19 protein-coding genes and 1 tRNA gene are annotated in these 20,649 nt (G+C 48.3%); 13 read left to right on the top strand and 7 right to left on the bottom strand.

Annotated features, from left to right (window positions below):
- The first annotated feature begins 163 nt into the window (after window positions 1–163).
- The 3 genes from ACUUHJ_RS28170 to ACUUHJ_RS28160 all read left to right on the top strand — a co-directional run bounded on the left by ACUUHJ_RS28170 (window position 164) and on the right by ACUUHJ_RS28160 (window position 2,842).
- A complete protein-coding gene (locus tag ACUUHJ_RS28170; RefSeq protein WP_472300619.1) occupies window positions 164–1,180 on the top strand; it encodes a FecCD family ABC transporter permease in 1,017 nt (338 codons plus the stop codon).
- The gene (locus tag ACUUHJ_RS28165; RefSeq protein WP_289674820.1) at window positions 1,173–2,213 is read left to right on the top strand and encodes a FecCD family ABC transporter permease; all 1,041 of its coding nucleotides are present in this window, start codon (window positions 1,173–1,175) and stop codon (window positions 2,211–2,213) included. The genes ACUUHJ_RS28170 and ACUUHJ_RS28165 overlap by 8 nt, the downstream gene beginning before the upstream one ends.
- A gap of 149 nt (window positions 2,214–2,362) precedes the next feature.
- Window positions 2,363–2,842, top strand: coding sequence for a hypothetical protein (locus ACUUHJ_RS28160; protein WP_472300618.1), 480 nt, complete (start codon window positions 2,363–2,365; stop codon window positions 2,840–2,842).
- A 155-nt stretch (window positions 2,843–2,997) separates the two neighbouring features.
- Here the strand turns inward: ACUUHJ_RS28160 and ACUUHJ_RS28155 are convergent, their stop codons facing one another.
- Window positions 2,998–3,153, bottom strand: a complete 156-nt coding sequence (locus ACUUHJ_RS28155; RefSeq protein ID WP_289674818.1) for a hypothetical protein — start codon at window positions 3,151–3,153, stop codon at window positions 2,998–3,000.
- A 167-nt stretch (window positions 3,154–3,320) separates the two neighbouring features.
- Window positions 3,321–3,395: transfer RNA gene (locus ACUUHJ_RS28150), tRNA-Arg, on the bottom strand.
- 242 nt (window positions 3,396–3,637) lie between these two features.
- On the opposite strand from ACUUHJ_RS28150, the gene rpoN reads away from it, so the two are divergent.
- The 9 genes from rpoN to eno all read left to right on the top strand — a co-directional run bounded on the left by rpoN (window position 3,638) and on the right by eno (window position 14,136).
- Window positions 3,638–5,011 carry an RNA polymerase factor sigma-54 gene (rpoN, locus tag ACUUHJ_RS28145; RefSeq protein ID WP_289674817.1) on the top strand — a complete coding sequence of 458 codons (1,374 nt, stop codon included), beginning with the start codon at window positions 3,638–3,640 and terminating at the stop codon, window positions 5,009–5,011.
- Between the two features lie 6 nt (window positions 5,012–5,017).
- Entirely contained in the window at window positions 5,018–5,290 is a 273-nt protein-coding gene (locus ACUUHJ_RS28140) for a glutaredoxin family protein (protein WP_289674816.1), read from the top strand.
- Between the two features lie 422 nt (window positions 5,291–5,712).
- Complete coding sequence (locus tag ACUUHJ_RS28135; protein ID WP_015893468.1) at window positions 5,713–6,738, top strand: sugar-binding transcriptional regulator; 1,026 nt, start codon at window positions 5,713–5,715, stop codon at window positions 6,736–6,738.
- Window positions 6,739–6,756: 18 nt separating this feature from the next.
- Window positions 6,757–8,121, top strand: a complete 1,365-nt coding sequence (locus tag ACUUHJ_RS28130) for a Na+/H+ antiporter NhaC family protein (protein WP_472300616.1) — start codon at window positions 6,757–6,759, stop codon at window positions 8,119–8,121.
- Window positions 8,122–8,140: 19 nt separating this feature from the next.
- Entirely contained in the window at window positions 8,141–9,145 is a 1,005-nt protein-coding gene (gap, locus tag ACUUHJ_RS28125) for a type I glyceraldehyde-3-phosphate dehydrogenase (RefSeq protein WP_007720484.1), read from the top strand.
- A gap of 98 nt (window positions 9,146–9,243) precedes the next feature.
- The gene (locus tag ACUUHJ_RS28120) at window positions 9,244–10,428 is read left to right on the top strand and encodes a phosphoglycerate kinase (RefSeq protein WP_472300614.1); all 1,185 of its coding nucleotides are present in this window, start codon (window positions 9,244–9,246) and stop codon (window positions 10,426–10,428) included.
- A gap of 21 nt (window positions 10,429–10,449) precedes the next feature.
- A complete protein-coding gene (tpiA, locus tag ACUUHJ_RS28115; protein WP_472300613.1) occupies window positions 10,450–11,208 on the top strand; it encodes a triose-phosphate isomerase in 759 nt (252 codons plus the stop codon).
- Window positions 11,209–11,220: 12 nt separating this feature from the next.
- On the top strand, window positions 11,221–12,762 hold the full coding sequence (gene gpmI / locus ACUUHJ_RS28110) for a 2,3-bisphosphoglycerate-independent phosphoglycerate mutase (RefSeq protein ID WP_289674810.1): 1,542 nt from the start codon (window positions 11,221–11,223) through the stop codon (window positions 12,760–12,762).
- 87 nt (window positions 12,763–12,849) lie between these two features.
- Complete coding sequence (gene eno, locus ACUUHJ_RS28105; protein ID WP_015893463.1) at window positions 12,850–14,136, top strand: phosphopyruvate hydratase; 1,287 nt, start codon at window positions 12,850–12,852, stop codon at window positions 14,134–14,136.
- A 151-nt stretch (window positions 14,137–14,287) separates the two neighbouring features.
- Here the strand turns inward: eno and ACUUHJ_RS28100 are convergent, their stop codons facing one another.
- From ACUUHJ_RS28100 to ACUUHJ_RS28090, 3 genes are all read right to left on the bottom strand, one after another.
- Complete coding sequence (locus ACUUHJ_RS28100; RefSeq protein WP_289674808.1) at window positions 14,288–15,115, bottom strand: ABC transporter ATP-binding protein; 828 nt, start codon at window positions 15,113–15,115, stop codon at window positions 14,288–14,290.
- Between the two features lie 482 nt (window positions 15,116–15,597).
- The gene (locus ACUUHJ_RS28095) at window positions 15,598–16,635 is read right to left on the bottom strand and encodes a FecCD family ABC transporter permease (protein ID WP_142498179.1); all 1,038 of its coding nucleotides are present in this window, start codon (window positions 16,633–16,635) and stop codon (window positions 15,598–15,600) included.
- On the bottom strand, window positions 16,635–17,642 hold the full coding sequence (locus tag ACUUHJ_RS28090; RefSeq protein WP_173627938.1) for a FecCD family ABC transporter permease: 1,008 nt from the start codon (window positions 17,640–17,642) through the stop codon (window positions 16,635–16,637). Before ACUUHJ_RS28090 ends, ACUUHJ_RS28095 begins: the two co-directional genes overlap by 1 nt.
- A gap of 183 nt (window positions 17,643–17,825) precedes the next feature.
- On the opposite strand from ACUUHJ_RS28090, the gene ACUUHJ_RS28085 reads away from it, so the two are divergent.
- Window positions 17,826–18,821 (top strand): ABC transporter substrate-binding protein, encoded by a 996-nt coding sequence (locus ACUUHJ_RS28085; RefSeq protein ID WP_289674806.1) that lies wholly within the window; start codon window positions 17,826–17,828, stop codon window positions 18,819–18,821.
- Window positions 18,822–18,862: 41 nt separating this feature from the next.
- Here ACUUHJ_RS28085 and ACUUHJ_RS28080 read toward each other — a convergent pair whose 3' ends face one another.
- Window positions 18,863–20,101 (bottom strand): YjgB family protein, encoded by a 1,239-nt coding sequence (locus tag ACUUHJ_RS28080; RefSeq protein ID WP_472300611.1) that lies wholly within the window; start codon window positions 20,099–20,101, stop codon window positions 18,863–18,865.
- Window positions 20,091–20,615: an RNA polymerase sigma factor gene (locus tag ACUUHJ_RS28075; RefSeq protein ID WP_064203217.1), complete on the bottom strand. Its 525-nt coding sequence runs from the start codon at window positions 20,613–20,615 to the stop codon at window positions 20,091–20,093. Before ACUUHJ_RS28075 ends, ACUUHJ_RS28080 begins: the two co-directional genes overlap by 11 nt.
- Between the last annotated feature and the right edge of the window lie 34 nt (window positions 20,616–20,649).

Raw genomic sequence — 20,649 nt, 5'->3', positions numbered from 1 at the left:
AAACTATAGATATTACTGTGATGGTTTTCCAATAACGATAATAAAAATCAATATCATTGACTAGCCCTATCCGCAAGCTTAGACTGATTAGTGGGAGAAACTTACATACATAGGTAGCGAATAGACAGAATAGGTAGAATGCAACGGAAAGAAGGGAACAGGCGTGAATGTGATTTTGTCCAGCCGACTGCAAAAGACTACTGTACTCATAGCAGGGCTCGTCGTCCTGGCAGTCGTGATGGTGGCTAGTATCCTTTTCGGAATCAATCGGTATTCGCTCACTACTGCAGTAGAGGCATACACTCAATTTTCCGGTTCGGAGGAACATTTGATTATTACGACTTCCCGAATGCCGCGTACACTGACAGCGGTAGCAGTGGGGAGCAGCCTCGCTGTAGCAGGTGTTTTGTTGCAGGCGTTGACTCGTAACCCTTTGGCTTCACCGTCTCTTATCGGCGTGAACGCTGGAGCTGCAGCAGCTATTGTGACGACGATTGTTGTTTTTGGCTCGCAATTCCCTGTGTCGCAAATGATGTGGGCAGGTTTTATCGGAGCGGGTGTGACTGCTCTGCTTGTATACGGATGGGCCTCCGCTGGGCGGGGAGGCATGACTCCGATTAAGCTGACACTTTCGGGTGCAGCGGTTGCCGCTTTTGCTTCGTCTGTGACTTCGCTGTTTATGCTGTTGCAAGAAAAGACGATGACAGAGGCTTTTTACTGGTTAGTTGGTTCTGTGGAGGGGAGACAGCTCGATCATTTTTTTATGATCATTCCTTATTTGCTAGTAGGCTGGTTAGGCGCTATGGTACTGACCGGCTCGTTAAACTTGATGGTACTTGGTGATGATGTAGCGACTGGCCTGGGCCAGAAGATTATCTTGGTAAAAGCTACTGCGTTATTGCTCGTGGTGCTCTTGGCAGGTGGGAGTGTCGCGCTCGCCGGACCAATTGCATTCGTGGGCATCATCATCCCGCATCTATGTCGTTTCTTAGTCGGGCTTGATCACCGATGGTTGATTCCCTATTCGATTGTTTTCGGCGGAGCTTTTCTGGTTTGCGCTGACTTGCTTTCTCGCCTTGTATTGATGCCCATGCGTCTGGAAGTACCAGTAGGCGTAGCAACCGCTATGATCGGAGTGGCTTTTATCATCCCGCTGGTCAGGGGGAGGGCGTATGCATAGACATGTAGTCATTCGGTCCAAAAAGCCAGCGCTTTCGTTTCATGTAGATAAGCGGGCGTTGGGAATTAATTTCATATTATTTTTGCTGTTATCTGTTGTGATTGTATTGAGTATTGGCTTAGGAAGCTTGCATATTCCTGTGTGGGAGGTCGTCAAAGCTTTTGTGGGAGCGGGCAGTGAACAGAATGAATTGATCGTGCTCGATTGGCGATTGCCTCGCGTTGTTGTTTCAGTCATGGTGGGGGCTTCCCTAGCGGTATCAGGGGCTATTTTGCAGTCCTTGGTACGAAATCCGTTAGCTTCGCCTGATTTGATCGGGACTACAGCGGGAGCAACGGCAGCTGCGGTAGCATTTATCACATTCGCAAAGGATGTAAGTGTACAATGGATGCCATTGGTGGCCTTGATCGGTGGATTGTTAACCGCGACGCTTACGTATCTCACGGCGTGGAAAGAGGGGGTCTCCCCTTTTCGTCTCGCACTTGTGGGTGTATGTATCTCGGCAGGCATGGGGGCATTAACGATCTTTTTCATGGTGATTACCCAAACACATAAAGCCTCAAATGCACTCGGGTGGATGACAGGAACTGTGTACGGTATGTCGTGGGTAAATGTCATGACGTTGCTTCCGTGGACCGTATTGTTTCTCGGCGCTACGATTTTCCAAATCCGTTATTTGAATGCCCAGGAGCTCGGTGATGATATCGCCAAAGGCATTGGCGTAGCGATTGATAAGAAGCGATTGCTCTTGATTGCGATCAGTGTGGCTTTGGCAGGTGCTGCGGTCGGTGTAGCAGGAGGAATTAGTTTTATCGGGTTGATGGCCCCGCATATTGCGCGTAGGTTAGTAGGTTCTGCGTACGGTTACTTGCTGCCGGCTTCCGCTGTTTTGGGCGGGATGCTTGTCGTCTTGGCTGATTTGATTGGGAGAACGGTGTTTTTACCGCATGATTTGCCAGCTGGGATTTTTACCGCAGCGATTGGAGCGCCGTTCTTTGTTTATCTTTTGTATAAAACGAGGAACCAGCAGTAGGAATTGGAAGTGTGTTTATCGATAGTTGAGTGAGAGCCCTGAAGGAGAGTAGTGCTTCAGGGGGTTTTTGTGTTTAATCTGTCAATTTATTACAAAAAATAAAGGGAATTAACAGTACTTACTATCACAGCTTTTGGAGGGATTTATTCGTGAAAAAAGTCGTAGCAAGCCTATTAAGCCTGTCACTCGTATTATCTGCTTCTGTATCTGCACTGGCAGCGGAACCTGCGAAAAATGTTAATGGTTCTCAGAAAACTGCTTCCACAAATGATCCCTATGAACCCAATGATGATCCAGCGTTTGCTCCTTATATCAATTCGAATGTTACCTATAATGGTGTGATTTCTCACAACAAAGATTTTGACTGGTTTAATTTTTATGCGAAACTAGGTGAATTCAAATTCGCATTAAGTAAATTATCTTCACCGCCGGGCGAATTCAACATAATGGTAATTAAACAAGGCGGAGGGATAGTCCATACTTATTGGTCTAAACCAGTGAATGTTAATTTCACATTTAATATTCCGGAAGAAGGAAGTTACAGTATCAACATTAATAGCGCTAAAAAATTTGAATCAACCCCAATTGCCCCAGCACCCTGCGCATTCAAAGCCATTTTTAATCAGTAGGATCAACTGGCTACTTGCAGACTATACAGGGTAGCGCAACTCTCCGTTTTTTCAAAAATTAATCTTTAACGGAAAAATGCGACCCGTTCTCCATTAGGAGGCGGGCTGCATTTCATTACATTACAAGGATTGTATGACAATAAGGGTGAAGCTTATTAAAGCAGAAGCTCTCGCATCGAGCCTGTCAATTGAAAGGCAAGTCGCCCCATCTCTTCACAGGACTCTTGAAATCGTCTCAATGTCCACTCAATCAAAAGCACATGGAGGCTGTTGATGAATTTCTTTTCATTTATGATCTTCCAGTAGTTCACATACTGATCGTCCAAATATTCATATAAGATTTCGGCAATGGAGATGTGGGAGTATTGCGTTTTTTCATGAGTGAAGGATATCGAGAAGAACTTTACGGATATCAACTAATAGAAGGGATAGAAAAATAAAAAAGGCTGGAAGCATCCAGCCTTTTGATTAGCAATTATGGTACGCCTGAAGGGAATCGAACCCCCGCACATGGTTCCGGAGACCATTGCTCTATCCACTGAGCTACAGGCGTATATTGTGACGACAACTTTTATTATAAAACATCGAGAATCTCAATGCAAACGAAAAAAAGTAGTTCAGCAGAAAAAACTAGCGATAAAATAAGCGAAAGTGAAAAAGTCCAATGATGAAGATCTTTCGACATTTTTTGTGTTCTGTTTCATCAAATTGGCAGGAAAATTGCATGAGAGAACGAATATAATGAAAATAAAGAGTCATCGAGCAGCATGAGCAAGTGCGAAGGAGGCGAGCTTCATGAACATGGGATTGGGGTTATTTCAAGAACAAACACTGAAATTAGTGATGACGCCGGAATTACGCCAAGCGATTACCATATTGCAGTATTCAGCCATTGATCTCATCTCCTATTTGCAGGATCAGGCCAATGAAAATCCTGTTTTCGACCTTGAAGTGGCTGGAGAAGTCGCTTCTGCAAAAGCAGAGAAACCAGCTCCTGAGATTGACTGGAAAGAAATTGTGGGCAATCGCGCGACAGGTGAGTACGGTTCGTCGAAAAATGAAAGCACTTACAATCCGCTGGATTACGTCCAGCAAGGTGCGGAGACGTTGTACGAACATCTGGAGCGTCAACTCGGCTATGTAAAAGGATTCTCGTCGCTGCAAAAACAGATCGCTCTCTTTTTGATCGGGAATTTGGATGAGAAGGGATATTTGGAAATTACACTGGAGGAAGCAAGTGAGCGCCTAGGCGCTGAAATGCTGGAGATTGAAGACGTGTTGTCCGTTTTGCAGCATTTTGATCCAGTAGGAGTAGCTTCACGTAGCCTGGAAGAATGTCTCTTGCTGCAGCTTGAGCATTTGGCACTTGATGATGAAAAGATCGTGCAAGTCGTTCGTAACCACCTGCAAGATTTAGCGGACAATCGCTATCAGCGGATCGCAGACAAAATCGGATGTACACCGCAAGAGGTACAGACGATGGCAGATCTGATCCGTACGTTGAATCCGCGTCCAGGGGCGGCCTTTTCTTCCGTAGAGACAAGATATGTCATTCCAGATGTGACGGTAGAAAAGGTCGGGAATGATTATGTTGTATTGGTCAATGATGTTGCTGCACCGCGGCTGAAAATCAACAGCTTTTATGAAAAAATGCTGAGCCAGCAAAAAAGTCAGGATGAAGCGAAACAGTTCATTCACGATAAGCTGAATGCCGCCATGTGGCTGGCAAAAAGTTTGGAGCAGCGCCGCCTGACGCTCATGCGTGTTACACAGGCTATCCTCGATATGCAACGGGAGTTTTTTGATCGGGGAATTCATTATTTAAAGCCTATGACGCAAAAGGAAATAGCAGAGCGGGTCGGCCTGCACGAATCGACGATCAGCCGGGCAACCAGCAACAAATATGTCCAGACACCGCGTGGAATCTTTGAGTTGAAGTATTTCTTTACGTCAGCACTCTCTACTTCTAGTGGGGAAGCGACTTCTTCTGAGAGTGTTAAGCGCAGAATCAAAGCACTGATCGAGCAAGAAGATCGGAAAGCTCCGTTATCTGATCAAAAGCTGGGTGAGATGCTGCTAACAGAGGGGATTGAGATCTCCCGTCGAACGGTTGCCAAGTATCGGGAAGAAATGCTGATCCCATCGTCGGCTAAACGAAAGAGGTTTTAACGATATATGAATGAAAAGCTTTTTGAAATCGTTTTGTACGGGAGAAAAAAATGCCATTTGTGCGACGAGGTGGAGCTCTACATCCGTTCTCTGGCGGAGGAGTTCCCCCTTCGTATGCGCATGGTTGATATTGAAAGTGATCCGGCTTTGCATGAGGAAATGATGTTTGTCATTCCCGTAGTCGAGATAGATGAAGAGATCGTTTTTCGTTCCATAACACATGTGGTGACGCTAAAAGAGCTGCACGAGGAACTACATAGACGTACCGCTCTATCATAAATGATTGCTATGGTATTGGCTGTTTTTTAGTTTTAGAAAGTACCGATGAACCAACAAAGCTGGTGAGAAGAAAAAGCACAGGGCTCGTAGACCTTGGCATCGCCAACCCAGTCGGAACTTCCAAAAGGGGACCCGCTTGTCGAACACTTCTTCTCTGAGAAACTTCCGCCCGTAGGGTGGCTGTAGCTAGACGGTCCCCTTTTGGAAGTGGAGACGGACAGTGAATCTACCCTGCTGGCATGTCAGAGTCGAAGAGAACTGTGCTTTTTCTTCGGTAGAGGAGAACTTGCAAGATATGGTTAAATATGATACATTCAAGTTGTAGCAAGTGATCTTTTTTTTGCACCAAGTGGGACAAAAAATGTATATACAGGGACATAAAACGTCCCGATCAACAATTTGTAACCAAGGAAGAAGGTAAAATGCGACGTTTACTGGAACTGCAACAAAAATTGTTGCCTGACTTGATTCAAGTTTTGCGTCAGCGGTACATGTTGCTCCGATCCATCTATCATTTGCAGCCGATTGGCAGAAGAGGTCTTGCTCAAGCCATGGATACCACTGAACGTATTTTGCGGGCAGAAGTGGAACTGCTAAAAGAGACGGGGCTCCTTCATGTAACAGCTGCCGGAATGAGCCTGAGTGAAGAAGGACAACAAGTCTTGGACGACATGGAGCCTCTCGTCGGAGAGCTATTCGGCCTTACTGACTTGGCAGAGCGCCTGCAAAAAAAGCTGGGCATAGCAGAAGTCATTGTGGTGCAGGGCAATGCAGACCAGTCACCTTGGGTAAAGGAAGAGCTGGGACGGGTAGGGGCAAGGGTTCTCAAACAAGTCGTGCAAGAAGGCGATATTGTCGCGGTAACAGGTGGTTCATCCATCGCCAGCGTAGCAAGTCATCTGACGCCTTCTGCTTCGTTCAAAAACGTTCAGTTTGTCCCTGCTCGCGGTGGATTGGGAGAACGCGTAGAGCTACAAGCGAACACGCTCGCTTCCGCCATGGCAGCGAAAACAGGTGCTTCTTATCGGCTTCTTCACGTACCGGATCGCCTCCATCCAGAAGCCTTGCAGACATTGGTCAAAGAGCCGCAGGTACAGGATGTGCTGTCACTCTTGGGCGAGACTCGAATCGTTTTGCATGGAATCGGGGATGCCGTCACGATGGCGAGAAGGCGGAATTATTCAGAGGAAGAACTCGCGGAATTAGTGGAGACGGGTGCTGTCTCAGAAGCATTCGGCTACTACTTTAATGAAGCGGGAGAAACGGTCCACAGAATGCCGACAATTGGTTTGCAGCTAGAGGAAGTGCACAAGGCAGAAACAGTGCTCTCTATTGCGGGGGGCGAAAGCAAGGCAAAAGCGATTCTTTCCTTTGCTAAGCAATCGTGTCAGAATGTACTCATTACGGACGAAGGGGCAGCTTATACGCTGTTGTCCGCACGATTGTAACGGAAGGAAGTCGGTCGCATGTCTATCACATCGGTAACACCCATCTTGGCAATGATCGCTGGTATCATTTTGAGCCTATCGCTCGGTTTTCCGATCGCATGGGGGATTGTTTTTGCGATCTTGGTCACACTGGTTAGTGTAAAAAGATTGGGTTATCCGTGGAAGCAGCAGTTCGTGTACGGCTGGGAAGGTGTCCAAAAGGCAAAGCCCGTCCTTACGATTCTGTTTTTAGTAGGACTCTTGATTCCGCTATTAATGATGGGAGGAACCATTCCCGCCATCATTTACTACGGATTATCGATTGTGAATGTCGAGTATTTGTTCGTTCTCTCTTTTCTGTTGACCGCAGGCGTCAGTTATTTATTGGGTACATCAATCGGTACACTGAGTACGATTGGGCTGTCCTTAATGGGCATAGCGCACGCAGCAGGGATATCACCTGCGATCGTAGGAGGCGCGCTCATCTCTGGAGCGATGGTGGGGGAGCGTTTCTCGCCGATATCCAGCAGTCGATTACTGGTGCTTTCCAATGTCGGTATGACAGAAGAGCAGGAAAGAAGAATGCGGCGTCCTGCTTTGTTTACAGTAGCGATTTGCGCGTTACTTTTCCTGATCCTTGATCTGTTTCGACCTCAAGCGAACTCGACGGATACCATTCAAATGTACCAGGAGCTGTTAGTCAGTCATTTTTCTGTACATTGGCTGCTCATGCTGCCTCTCGTGGTGTTAATTGCCTCTTTTGCACTGAGAGTAAAAGCGGTGAAGGCATTGTTTTTCGGTATCGGAGCCAGTGCGATTCTAGTCGGGATCAATGGGAATTTGGATGTGAAGACGTTTTTTACATCGATGCTAGTTGGATTTGAGCTTCATTCAGGAACGCCGCTGGATCAACTGGTCCATGGGGGCGGGATGTTCGCCATCTTCAATGTACTGGCGTTAATCATTCTCGCAGGCTTTTTAAACGGCATTTTGAACAGAGCCAATTTATTAACTCCCATCGTAGACAAAATGATGGGCCATACAAAAAATAAGACGGTATTGGTAGCGAAAGCAGCGGCATTGTCGTTGTTAGTGGTCATCATCAGCTGTAATCAAACCATTCCGATTCTGGTTCTCGGCTCGACTCTTCTAGGGAGGTTCTCCAAATGGGAGGGAGGGCGTGAGCTGTTGGGCAAGACGATGCTGGACTCCACAGTTGTCATGCCTGTACTGATTCCGTGGAACGGACTATCGATGATGATGGCGCTCACCTTAGGTGTTTCGACGATCCAAACATTGCCCTTTGTGTTTTTTCCAATCTTATTACCGATTGTTACGATATTATCGACCCGCTGGTTTTCGCCAGAGGGCAGGTTTCTCGCGATGAAGAATAAAGCTAGCTAATGAGCAGGAGGTATACATTATGGTAAAAGTAGGTATTAACGGATTTGGTCGTATCGGTCGTAACGTATTTCGTGCAGCACTGAACAATCCGAATGTAGAAATCGTGGCGGTCAACGACCTGACAGATGCACACACACTGGCGCACCTTTTGAAATATGACACGGTTCATGGCGTTTTGAACGTGAGTGTTGAAGCTTCCGAAAACACGCTCATCGTAGACGGAAAAGAAATCAAGGTATTGGCAGAGCGCGATCCAGCTCAACTCAAGTGGGCAGATTACGGTGTTGAAATCGTAGTGGAATCGACTGGACGCTTCACGAAGCGCGAAGATGCAGCGAAGCACCTGGAAGGTGGCGCGAAAAAAGTCATCATCTCCGCTCCTGCAACAAATGAAGACATAACAGTCGTAATCGGTGTAAACGAAGACAAATACGATCCAGCGCAACACACTGTGATCTCCAACGCATCCTGCACAACGAACTGCTTGGCACCATACGCGAAGGTTCTCAATGAAAAATTCGGGATCGTACGCGGTTTGATGACAACCGTTCACTCTTACACCAATGACCAACAAATTCTCGACCTGCCGCACAAAGATTTGCGCCGTGCCCGTGCAGCTGCGGAAAACATCATTCCAACCTCTACAGGAGCGGCAAAAGCGGTAGCACTCGTACTGCCTGAGCTGAAAGGCAAGCTGAATGGCTTCGCTATGCGCGTACCAACTCCAAACGTATCCGTAGTGGACTTGGTCGTTGAGCTGAAGACAGACGCAACTGTTGAAGAAATCAACAACGCGCTGAAAGAAGCGGCAGAAGGCCCTCTCAAAGGCATTCTCGGCTACTCCGAAGAGCCACTCGTTTCCTCTGATTACAATGGAAACCCTGCATCCTCCACAATCGATGCTTTGTCTACAATGGTACTGGAAGGAAACATGGTGAAAGTCGTTTCCTGGTACGATAACGAGTGGGGTTACTCCAATCGTGTCGTAGACTTGTGTCATTATGTTGCACAGCGCGGCTTCTAACACGTAAAATAGAACTGTTGTGGAAAAAAGGGAGAGCAATCTCCCTTTTCCCATATCTTTTTTCCGAATAAAAAGCCAATGATTTGGGAGGATCGTTCATGAACAAGAAATCTATCCGCGATGTTGAGCTGGCAGGCAAGCGTGTATTCTGCCGTGTCGACTTTAACGTGCCGATGCAGGACGGGGTAATCACCGACGATACACGCATTCGTGCTGCTGTACCAACCATCCGTTTCATGATGGAGGCAGGAGCCAAAGTAATCCTGGCGAGCCATTTTGGTCGTCCTAAAGGCCAAGTGGTGGAAGAGATGCGCCTTACTCCTGTCGCAGCCCATCTGTCCTCGCTCTTGGGCAAGGACGTGCGTAAGCTGGAGGATTGCCAAGGTGCTGACGTAGAAGCGGCAGTAGAACGAATGGAGTCTGGCGACGTCATCCTGTTGGAAAACGTGCGCTTCCATGCGGGAGAAGAAAAGAACGATCCAGAACTGGCAAAAAGCTTTGCGGCCTTGGCTGATCTGTTTGTCAATGATGCATTCGGGACAGCTCACCGGGCACATGCTTCTACAGCGGGAATCGCTGAGTACATACCAGCCGTTGCAGGCTTGCTGATGGAAAAGGAAATTCGCTTCATGGGCGGAGCCTTGTCCAATCCGGAGCGTCCGTTTACAGCGATTGTCGGCGGTGCAAAGGTAAAAGATAAAATTGCTGTCATTGAAAATTTGTTGACCAAAGTCGATCACCTGATTATCGGCGGCGGTATGGCGAATACATTTCTCAAAGCACAAGGTTATGGCATCGGTGCTTCTCTGTGTGAAGACGACAAGCTCGACCTCGCACGTACGTTGATGGAGCAGGCAAAAGAGCGCGGCGTTCAATTGCTGATGCCAGTTGATGTTGTGGTAGCTGACCGTTTTGCGGCAGATGCAGAAAAGCAGGTTGTGGCAATTGATGCGATTCCAGAGGGCTGGATGGCACTCGATATCGGTCCAAAAACAGTGGAACAGTACCACAGCGTCATTGCAGATTCGAAAACGGTTGTATGGAACGGTCCGATGGGTGTATTTGAAATGGATGCTTTTGCAGGCGGCACGATTGGCGTAGCCAAGGCGATGGCAGCATGCAGCGGTACGACGATCATCGGTGGCGGTGATTCCGTAGCAGCTGTGGAAAAAGCAGGCGTAGCCGAGCAGATGACACACATTTCTACAGGCGGCGGAGCGTCCCTGGAATTCATGGAAGGCAAGGAACTGCCAGGCGTAGCTGTGTTGGCAGATAACCAATAAAAGCGAAGAGGGGGAGTTTGCATGCGAACACCAATTATCGCGGGGAACTGGAAGATGTTCAAGACGATGGCCGAGGCAAGAGCGTTTGCGCAGGAAGCCAAGGCAAGCAATAATACTTCCGGAGTACAAAAAGTCATTTGCGCACCTTTTACAGCGTTGGCTGTACTTAAAGAAGAGCTGGCGGGCACGGATATTGCCATCGGGGCGCAAAACATGCATTTTGAAGAGCAAGGTGCTTTCACAGGCGAAATCAGCGCGTCCATGCTGAAAGAAATCGGTGTGGAGTACGTGATTCTTGGTCACTCCGAGCGCCGTCAATATTTCAATGATACAGATGAGACGGTGAACAAAAAGGTTGTAGCCGCATTAGCAGCAGGTCTCGTACCGATTGTGTGCGTAGGTGAGAGTCTGGAGCAGCGGGAAGCGGGCGAGACAGCTAGCGTAGTCCGTACGCAGACTGAGGGTGCTTTTGCTGGAATAGATGCTGCACAAGTAGCGGATACCGTTATTGCATACGAGCCGATCTGGGCGATTGGTACAGGCAAGTCTTCCACGGCAGAGGATGCCAATGAAACGATTGCCATTATTCGCAGCGTAATCGGTGAACGCTTCGGACAAGCGACAGCGGAGAAAGTGCGCATTCAATACGGCGGAAGCGTAAAGCCGGAAAACATCGCAAGCTACATGGCACAGCCTGACATTGACGGAGCATTGGTTGGTGGAGCGAGTCTCGTAGCGAATAGCTACTTGCAGCTTGTGGCAGGAGCAACGTCGCGATAGGAGGAGAAAGCAATGGCACAAAGACCAAAACCGGTTGCCCTTTTGATTGTGGATGGTTTTGCTCTGCGGAACGAAACGTATGGAAACGCAGTAGCGCAAGCCAACAAGCCGAATTTTGACCGTTACTGGAACCAATACCCTCACGCGACACTAGAGGCAAGTGGGTTGGCTGTTGGGCTGCCAGAAGGACAGATGGGGAACTCCGAAGTAGGCCATCTCAATATCGGGGCAGGGCGTGTCGTTTATCAGGATTTGACGCGCATTACCAAGTCGATTCAAGAAGGCGCTTTTTTTGAGAACGAAACACTGATTGCTGCTTTCCAGCACGCGAAGCAAAACGGCAAGCAACTCCATCTGTTCGGACTTTTGTCCGATGGTGGTGTACACAGTCACATTGACCACCTGTTTGCGATGCTCGAGTTGGCGAAAAAGCAGGACTTTGCCGATGTGTTCATCCACGGCTTCCTCGATGGCCGCGATGTATCGCCTGACAGTGCAGTGGGTTATATCGAGCAGCTACAAGCCAAAATTGCAGAGCTGGGTGTTGGCCGTATTGCTACCGTACAAGGTCGCTACTATGCGATGGATCGTGACAAGCGCTGGGAGCGCGTAGAGAAGGCGTATCGCGCCATGGTGTATGCAGATGCTCCGGCTTATCGTGATCCGGTTCAGGCGGTTAAGGAATCCTACGAAAAGTCCATTATGGATGAGTTCGTCATGCCTACCGTGATTCTCGATGAAAACGGAAAACCAGTGACGACCGTTCAAAGCGGCGATTCGATTATTTTTTATAATTTCCGCCCGGATCGTGCAATTCAAATGTCGCAGGCATTTACGAATGAAGATTTTCGTGGATTTGACCGCGGAGATGAGCGCCCGCGCGATCTGCATTTTGTGTGCCTGACGCATTTTTCCGAGACGGTTAACGGGTATGTCGCTTACAAGCCTTCCAATCTGGATAACACATTGGGAGAGGTGCTTTCCCAGCATGGCTTGAAGCAGCTACGCATTGCCGAGACGGAGAAATATCCGCATGTGACGTTCTTCTTTAGTGGTGGGCGTGAGAAAGAGTTTCCTGGTGAGAAGCGCATCCTGATTCCTTCGCCAAAAGTGGCGACGTACGACCTGCAGCCGGAGATGAGTGCACCAGAGCTGACAGACGCTGTTGTCGCTGAGATCGAGGCAGACAATTTTGACGCGATCATCCTGAACTTTGCCAACTGCGACATGGTTGGTCATTCCGGAATGATGGAGCCAACGATCAAAGCAGTCGAGACGGTGGATGCATGCTTAGGCCGAGTCGTCGATGCAATCGTAGCAAAAGGTGGCGTAGCCGTCATCACAGCTGACCATGGCAACGCGGATCTGATGCTGGATGAAGCGGGACGTCCGATTACTTCACACAGTACGTATCCGGTGCCTGTAATCGTGACAAAAGACGGGGCTACTCTGCGCGAAGACGGTATTTTGGCCGACTTGTCGCCAACGCTTCTGGAGCTTTTGGGGGTAGCGCAACCGGCTGAAATGACAGGCAAATCGTTACTTGCAAAATAGGCTTCACTGGGACACACTGTAAGGGTAGGTTGTCGTTTAAATCGAAATAGATTGTAAGTGCACTTGAAAAAAGGAGATGGACGAGAAATGGCAATGATTACTGACATTTATGCACGCGAAATTATGGACTCCCGCGGTAATCCAACTGTGGAAGTAGAAGTATATCTCGAGGATGGCTCAATGGGTCGCGCAGATGTTCCATCTGGAGCGTCTACAGGTGCGTATGAAGCGGTTGAGCTTCGCGACGGTGACAAATCCCGTTACTTGGGAAAAGGTGTTCTGAAAGCCGTAGAAAACGTGAATGAAATCATTGCTCCTGAACTGATCGGCATGGATGCCCTGGATCAAGTTGGCATCGATATGGCGATGATTCAGCTCGACGGCACGCCAAACAAAGGCAAGCTGGGCGCAAACGCGATTCTCGGCGTATCCATGGCGGTAGCACGTGCGGCTGCAGAATCTCTCGGCGTTCCTCTCTACAACTACCTCGGCGGCTTCAACGCGAGAATGTTGCCAGTTCCTATGATGAACATCCTGAACGGTGGTAAGCACGCAGACAACACTGTAGACATTCAGGAATTCATGGTTATGCCAGTAGGTGCTACTTCCTTCAAGGAAGCGCTGCGCACAGGTGCGGAAATTTTCCACTCCCTGAAAAAAGTATTGGGTGAAAAAGGCCTGAGCACAGCAGTAGGGGATGAGGGCGGTTTCGCTCCAAACCTGAAATCCAACGAAGAAGCGATCACAACCATTTTGGATGCGATCAAGGCAGCAGGCTATGAGCCAGGCAAAGACGTGTTCCTTGCGTTGGACGTAGCAGCTACAGAAATGTTTAAAGACGGCAAATACCACTTCGAAGGCGAAGGCGTTGTGAAAACAACAGAAGAAATGATCGCGTTCTACGAAGATCTGGTAAACAAATACCCAATCATCTCCATTGAAGACGGTCTGTCTGAAGACGACTGGGATGGCTGGAAAGCGCTGACTGACAAGTTGGGCAGCAAAGTTCAGCTGGTAGGTGACGACTTGTTTGTAACCAACACCGAGCGTCTGGCTCGCGGAATCGAGACCTCTACAGGTAACTCCATTCTGGTAAAAGTAAACCAAATCGGTACGCTGACAGAAACCTTCGAAGCAATCGAAATGGCGAAGCTGGCTGGTTATACTGCGGTGATTTCGCACCGTTCCGGTGAAACCGAAGACTCCACAATCTCTGATATCGCAGTGGCTACAAATGCGGGTCAAATCAAGACTGGTGCGCCTTCCCGCACAGACCGCGTAGCGAAGTACAACCAATTGCTGCGTATTGAAGACGAACTGGCTGATACAGCTCGCTTTGGTGGTCGTTCTGCATTCTACAACTTGAAGAAATAAGCTTGCATGCGGCAGTCCAGGACTGCCGCTGTTTTTTGGATGAAAGACATATGCCACCAGAAGCCTCGATTCGTTGCATGTTCAAGCTTTTATCTACGAAAAAAAAGACTGCCCATACTACGCGATGGACAGTCTTTTTGTTGATTGAGGCTTATGACATGGCGAATGCTTTTCGTTCGGTCTGCACAGTGCCCAGACGGCTTTTACTGTACGGGATGCACATAGGAGTTCCGTACAGCGGGTCTTGCGTAATTTGGCAATCCATATCGAAAACCGTACGGACAAGGTCGGTCGTCAGCACTTTGTTCGGAGACCCTTCTGCCACGACGGTCTGATTGTGAACGGCAACGATATGATGGGCATAGCGGCAAGCGAGATTTAGATCGTGGAGAACCATGACGATGGTGCGCTGCTCCGTTTGATTCAGTTCAAACAACAGGTCCAAAATCTCAATCTGATGCGACATATCCAAATAAGTCGTAGGCTCATCCAGCAAAATGGTTTCGGTTCCTTGAGCGAGCGTCATCGCAATCCAGGCGCGCTGACGTTGGCCGCCAGAGAGACTGTCGACGGCGCGGTTTGCCATATCTGTGAGTTGAGTAGCTGCCAATGCTTTGTTGACCATCTGCTCGTCTTCTTCCGACCATTGCTGTAGCCAGTTTTGATAAGGATAACGTCCTTGTTTGACCAATTGCAGGATCGTCAATCCTTCTGGTGCAGATGGGCCTTGAGGAAGGATGGCAAGACGTTTGGCTACCTCTTTGGTAGAGCGTTTCGCGATCGATTCTCCTTCTAGCAGGATGGCGCCTTCCTTTGGTTTAAGTAAACGTGCCAGAGAGCGCAGTAATGTCGATTTGCCACTGCCGTTACTGCCGATGAAAACGGTGATTTTTCCACGCGGGATGTTTAGATCTAAAGCTTCAATGATGTTGCGTTCTCCGTACGATAACGTAAGCCGTTGGGTTTCCAAAGCTTGCATATGGGTTGGACTCCTTTCAACGTATAGGAAGTTAAAAAATATATTCAGGGTCGCATGTGGCTGCGGTGGGGAGAAGAATATTTCCAGTCTAGGCTCAGTGCTCCGTCCCGCTGAGGGTTGGGACTGTCCGCTCCGAAGGGATTCGCGGGGAAACGCAAAAGTGGTAGCCGCTACGTAGTTCGGGCAGGGTTGCGTTTCTATTGCCCGCGAATCCCTTCTCCGCTCGGTAGGACTCCACAAGTCGCTACGTCTGGAAATATTCTTCTCTAGCGTTACTGAGCACATTCTTCAATCTTTTAAAGGCTTTTTAAAATTCGTTTAGCACGAAAGCTCGTAGAGGAAACAGGAGAAATAATCGAAGATCTTTGGTACACCGACCGAGACGGAATGCAAAAAGCGAAACATCCCTCAGCGGGTGGGACAAGAATCTGAGCGTTTTCTCCTGTTTCCTCCCCACCCCCACAGCGGGACAAAGTTCTTTCCTAGCGATTTCGGTTTTTGTACAGCAAGTAGATGAAAAACGGAGCGCCGATGGCAGAGGTGAATACTCCTACAGGCACTTCGATTGGTGAAAAAGCCATGCGGGCAATCAAATCCGCAAGCAATACGATAATGGCACCCAAGAAAGCCGAGAGTGTCATGGCACCGCCAAAGGACGGACCAATCAGTTGCTTGGCAATATGGGGGGCCAGCAAAGCTACAAAGCTGATATCGCCTCCAACAGAGACGGCTGTTCCCGTCAAAGCCGCGCAAATCATGAGGAGGAGGAAGCGATCCAATTGTAAGGAACTGCCGAGACTCGTCGCCAGATCATCGCCGAGCTGTTGAATGTTCACGCGTCTTGCAAGCAAGCACGCTACGAGAATCAGTCCGACTACCCACGGCAAAATCATGAATACGTCATTCCAGTCAACGCCGTAGATGCTTCCAGTCAGCCAGAGCAATGCCTTATTTTGCAGCAAAAACGGACTGAACATGATCAGCATGGTGACAATGGCACCCGCAGCGATTTTGATTCCAACACCGATCATGACGAGACGAAGCGGCGTGACGCCTTTTTTCCAAGAGAGGGCGTACAGCAGGAATGTCGTCAATGTTGCTCCCAAAAAAGCGATGGGAGGAAGCCACTTGATGCTCACTGTTTCAAATAGCATCAAGAAGCCGACTGCAAAAACAGATGCTCCACCCGATACCCCAAGAATATCCGGGGAAGCCAATGGGTTGCGGACGAGACCTTGCATAATGGCACCAGCTACTGCGAGTGCGGCACCTACCAGAATGGCAATGACGATGCGTGGCAGGCGAAACTGCTCTACAATCAAAGCATTTTCTTCTGAACCGATTCCCAACAAAACCTTTACCACATCGAGCGGAGCGATTTTCATTTCACCCATTCCGAGACTGACAACCGCTACGGTGATGACGATCAGCAAGGCGAGTAGCGAAAACCAGATCGTCTTTTTATGTAGCTGAAACGATGAAAAACGCTTGCCGATTCGAAGAGACAGGTAGTCTTTCATTATTTATCCAGCCCCTTGCGTGCGACATAGATGAAGAACGGAATCCCGATCAGGGCTGTCATTACTCCAATAGGAACTTCAGCAGGCATTGCAATATAACGAGCGCCGATGTCTGCTAACAGCAGCAGGATGGAACCAAGCAGACCGCTGTACAAAAGTACCCAGCGAGTATCAATTCCGACGAGATAGCGGGCCAGGTGCGGTGTGACCAAACCGACAAAACCAATAGGTCCAGCAACAGCAACTGCGCAACCGGATAAGAGAACAATGACGATTCCGACACTGAATTTGACCAATAATGTGCGCTGTCCGAGACCTTTTGCTACGTCATCACCCATCAACAACGTTTGAATCGGGCGTGCGAGGACAAATGCAGCGATCCAGGCGATGATCATATAAGGAAAGACAGTGGCTAAGTACTCCAGCTTTCTGCCTCCGACTGACCCTGCCAGCCAGAAAAGCACCTCGTCTGTGGCCTTTTCATTCAGGACCATCATGCCGTGTCGAATCGAGGAAGCCAAAGCGGTGATAGCTGCACCCGCCAGAACCAGCTTCACAGGCGAAAGTCCATCTCTGCCGAATGAACCGAGCAAGTAAACAATCAAACCTGCTACAGCGGCTCCTAAAAAGGAAATCCACGTAAACTGGGTCAAGGAGCTGATCCCGACAAATGTAACGGCGAACACAACAAAAAGAGAAGCACCTGCATTAAGACCGAACAGTTCAACGTCTGCAACAGGGTTTCTCGTCAAGGATTGGAGCAAAGTTCCGGCCAAGCCGAGGCAGAAACCGACCGTTAGCGCATTGAGCACACGCGGTACTCGCACTTCTTTAATGACGATGTGTTCATTGGAGCCGTTGAAATTCGTGTAGGCATCAATCGCAGTTTGCCAACTTGTGTCAACGACGCCAAAGATGAGGCTGGCATAACTGAGGTAAGTCAGGAGGAGAAGGGCGAATACCAGTCCCAGAATTTTACGAAAGTTGCTAGCTAAAAAAGTATTCATGATGGCTACATCCTTATTTCTTAGATGGTTTCATAGTTAAGTGTAGAGCTACATAAAGGAAGTGTCAATGACGTTGATAGTCATTATCAATTTATGATTGACTTTTGACAGGCAGGGGGGTAGGATAGACTCTGTCATTGATATGAATTCTCATTATAGAAAAGGGAAAGGGGTCCTTTCATCATGTTTTCTCGTACATATCGGACCGCAGGCGGTAAAGCTTTCTTTGCTGTCTTAATGGCGACCTTGTTGGTTGTTACCGGTTGCGGTACTCCACAAGCAAGTGAACAAAAGCCTGCTGATCAAGCCAAAGGCAATACGGAGGCTTCCGGCCAAAGCTACACAGTAAAACACGCGATGGGCGAAACGACCATCAAAGGTACACCAGAACGTATCGTCATGTTGACCAACCAAGGTATTGAAACTCTGATGGCTCTCGGTGTGAAGCCAGTAGGGGCTGTAGGTGCAGCTAATGATCCAACACAATTCTACGATTTCACAAAGTCCTTCCTTGAGGGTACAAAATCAGTTGGTACAGAAGGACAACCTAATCTGGAAGCAATCGCGGCACTGAAACCTGATCTGATTCTGGGTATGAAATTCCGTCATGAAAAAATTTATCAACAATTGACTGCAATTGCTCCAACCGTATTCGTGGAAGAGCCACGCGGCGACTGGAAAGAAAACTTCTCTCTGTTCGCGGAAGCAGTAAACAAAAAGGCTGAGGGTGAAAAAATCCTCGCTGATTGGAACAAGCGCGTAGAAGAGTTTAAAGCAAAAGCGGGCGACAAGCTGAATACAAAAGTATCCGTTGTACGCTTCATGCCTGGTAAAGTTCGCATCTACTACAAAAACACCTTCACTGGCGCGATTTTCAAAGACCTTGGCCTTGCACGTCCAGCTGCCCAAGACAAAGATGATTTCGCAGCAGAAGTAACCAAAGAGCGCATTCCAGAAATGGACGGCGACATCATGTTCTACTTCACGTACGAAACAGGAAAAGGCGAAGCTTCCAAGCTGGAGCAGGAGTGGACAAACGATTCACTCTGGAAAAACCTGAACGTCGTGAAAGCAGGCAAAGCGTTCAAAGTGGATGACACCATCTGGAATACCTCCGGTGGCGTAATCGCAGCGAATAAAGTACTGGATGAGCTGGAAGGCTACATCATCGGTAAATAATGAGAAAAGACGGGACTGATGCTCCCGTCTTTTTTGTGTGGTTACCCCGCCATGTTGTTGAAAGTTCCACGTGGGTAGTAAATGTTTACGTGATCGATGTAGATTGTGTTTGGATCATCGGTCATGATGCCTGAGAAAATGAATTTCAATTCGTAATCAGGAGTCACTTTGTAGGTGTAGATGGTTTGGCCGCCGGTTGTGACTTTGCTTGTTGGCTCCCCAAGTGTTTTATGCACCTCGGCAAGTGTGATTGCTTGCAAGCGTGGGTCATAGGAACGAATATCAACGATCTGCATTCCTTTGTTAAAGGCAAAGACAAGATTGAGATCCCGGTACGTATTGTACGTGATGCCATTGACGAAAGAGACGACATCCGGTTTGCCCAGCTCTTTTTCCGCGTCATCGAATACATCCTTTTCTAAACGATACTGACTGCCAAAGACTTGGCCTTTCCCGGCGAGATCACGCACGCTTTGTAACAAATCAGCATTGTTCCCATAAAGCATGAGATTTTTGTTTCCTTGCGGGTAATACAGCTGGTATTCAACAAGAATCAGGTCTTCCTTGCTCGTGCTTTTTGTTCCTTGGAAGATTAGCTTGACCTGATATTTGCTCGTCACATCATAGGTATAAATCGTACGATCGCCAAACTCGCTGATACGGCTTGGTTTTCCCCAGCTCTTTTCGACGGCAGACAGGCTAATTTGCTGAAAGCGAGCATCTGTCCTATGCATGTCTACGAGCTGCATGCCTTTGTTGTAGCCAAACACGACTTCTTTTTTCGGGTAGGCGGAGTAGATCAGTCCATTTGCTGTGTAGGTTTTCTCAGGCTTTCCCCAGCCCTTTTCTACATCATCTGTCGTTTTTTCCAGAACGAATGGAAGGGAGATAACTCTGCCTTCTTGAGCATTCGAGCGAATTTGTGTTAAGAGCTCCTCTGACTGCGGAATAGGCTGTGTTGTTACGCTGTTGTTTTGAGCTGGTCCCGGAGAAGCGGTAGGAGATCCAGGAGCAATAGGCGCAACGGTGTCTGGCATTGTACTCTGCGGTTGATTCGTAAGGAGTGAGGCTCCCAGCCAGACGGTCACAGCAAGTACCGAGCAGAGGGCCAATCCCTTGCCAAGCGCAGAGAAACCACGAAAAGAAGCAGTTCCCCCAGATTTGCTCACATTTGTTTGGCGAATAGCAGAAACGATTTCGTGCTTTTGTTCTCCGCTCATTTTCATATCCGGCATCCCCTTTAATTTAGCTAGTAAGTCATGATCTGAATTAGATTGCATCGCCAATCATCTCCTTTTTCTCACGCTCAAGTATTTCTCTGACGGCTTTCATGGCACGGTGCAATGTCACGTTTACTTTGTTTTCGGACCACCCCAGTATTTCAGCGGTCTCCTTGGAGGACAGTCCTTTGACTCCGCGCAAAATGAGCACCTCCCGAAAAGCGGGTTTTACGTCACGGATTGCATGGTAAAGTGCCTGCTGCTCCTCATGTACGTGCAGAATTTCTTCCGGTGTTTTTTCTTCCGTCTCTACATTCGCCAGCCATTTATCTGGCAGCCAGTTACGTAGACGTTGCTTTCGTTTATGATCGATGGCGGTATTCCTCGCGATCGTCAATAGCCAAGTTTTCGGTTGCGACCTGCCTTCGAATGCGTCCAGGGACCGAAGCGCTTTTAAAAAGACATCTTGGACGAGGTCTTCTACATCACGGGTTCCTGTGTAGTAAATAAGAAATTTGTAAATATCATCGCCATAGCGCAGGAACCATTGCTCCATTAAACCGTTTTTGTCCATAGCTGAACCACCTTTTGTACGTTCTACTTGTAAT

The organism is Brevibacillus schisleri, from assembly GCF_055685845.1.
The sequence above is the reverse complement of the archived record's forward strand: the minus strand, read 5'-3'. Positions and strand labels throughout refer to the sequence as shown.

What these genes read in the sequence shown, in the direction of transcription:
- gpmI (WP_289674810.1), top strand. Translation starts at nt 11,221, where the DNA reads ATGGCACAAAGACCAAAACCGGTTGCCCTTTTGATTGTGGATGGTTTT.
- rpoN (WP_289674817.1), top strand. Translation starts at nt 3,638, where the DNA reads ATGAACATGGGATTGGGGTTATTTCAAGAACAAACACTGAAATTAGTG.
- eno (WP_015893463.1), top strand. Translation starts at nt 12,850, where the DNA reads ATGGCAATGATTACTGACATTTATGCACGCGAAATTATGGACTCCCGC.
- ACUUHJ_RS28090 (WP_173627938.1), bottom strand. Translation starts at nt 17,642, where the DNA reads ATGAATACTTTTTTAGCTAGCAACTTTCGTAAAATTCTGGGACTGGTA.
- ACUUHJ_RS28140 (WP_289674816.1), top strand. Translation starts at nt 5,018, where the DNA reads ATGAATGAAAAGCTTTTTGAAATCGTTTTGTACGGGAGAAAAAAATGC.
- ACUUHJ_RS28080 (WP_472300611.1), bottom strand. Translation starts at nt 20,101, where the DNA reads ATGCAATCTAATTCAGATCATGACTTACTAGCTAAATTAAAGGGGATG.
- ACUUHJ_RS28095 (WP_142498179.1), bottom strand. Translation starts at nt 16,635, where the DNA reads ATGAAAGACTACCTGTCTCTTCGAATCGGCAAGCGTTTTTCATCGTTT.
- ACUUHJ_RS28135 (WP_015893468.1), top strand. Translation starts at nt 5,713, where the DNA reads ATGCGACGTTTACTGGAACTGCAACAAAAATTGTTGCCTGACTTGATT.
- ACUUHJ_RS28130 (WP_472300616.1), top strand. Translation starts at nt 6,757, where the DNA reads ATGTCTATCACATCGGTAACACCCATCTTGGCAATGATCGCTGGTATC.
- ACUUHJ_RS28085 (WP_289674806.1), top strand. Translation starts at nt 17,826, where the DNA reads ATGTTTTCTCGTACATATCGGACCGCAGGCGGTAAAGCTTTCTTTGCT.
- gap (WP_007720484.1), top strand. Translation starts at nt 8,141, where the DNA reads ATGGTAAAAGTAGGTATTAACGGATTTGGTCGTATCGGTCGTAACGTA.
- tpiA (WP_472300613.1), top strand. Translation starts at nt 10,450, where the DNA reads ATGCGAACACCAATTATCGCGGGGAACTGGAAGATGTTCAAGACGATG.
- ACUUHJ_RS28075 (WP_064203217.1), bottom strand. Translation starts at nt 20,615, where the DNA reads ATGGACAAAAACGGTTTAATGGAGCAATGGTTCCTGCGCTATGGCGAT.
- ACUUHJ_RS28120 (WP_472300614.1), top strand. Translation starts at nt 9,244, where the DNA reads ATGAACAAGAAATCTATCCGCGATGTTGAGCTGGCAGGCAAGCGTGTA.
- ACUUHJ_RS28100 (WP_289674808.1), bottom strand. Translation starts at nt 15,115, where the DNA reads ATGCAAGCTTTGGAAACCCAACGGCTTACGTTATCGTACGGAGAACGC.
- ACUUHJ_RS28165 (WP_289674820.1), top strand. Translation starts at nt 1,173, where the DNA reads ATGCATAGACATGTAGTCATTCGGTCCAAAAAGCCAGCGCTTTCGTTT.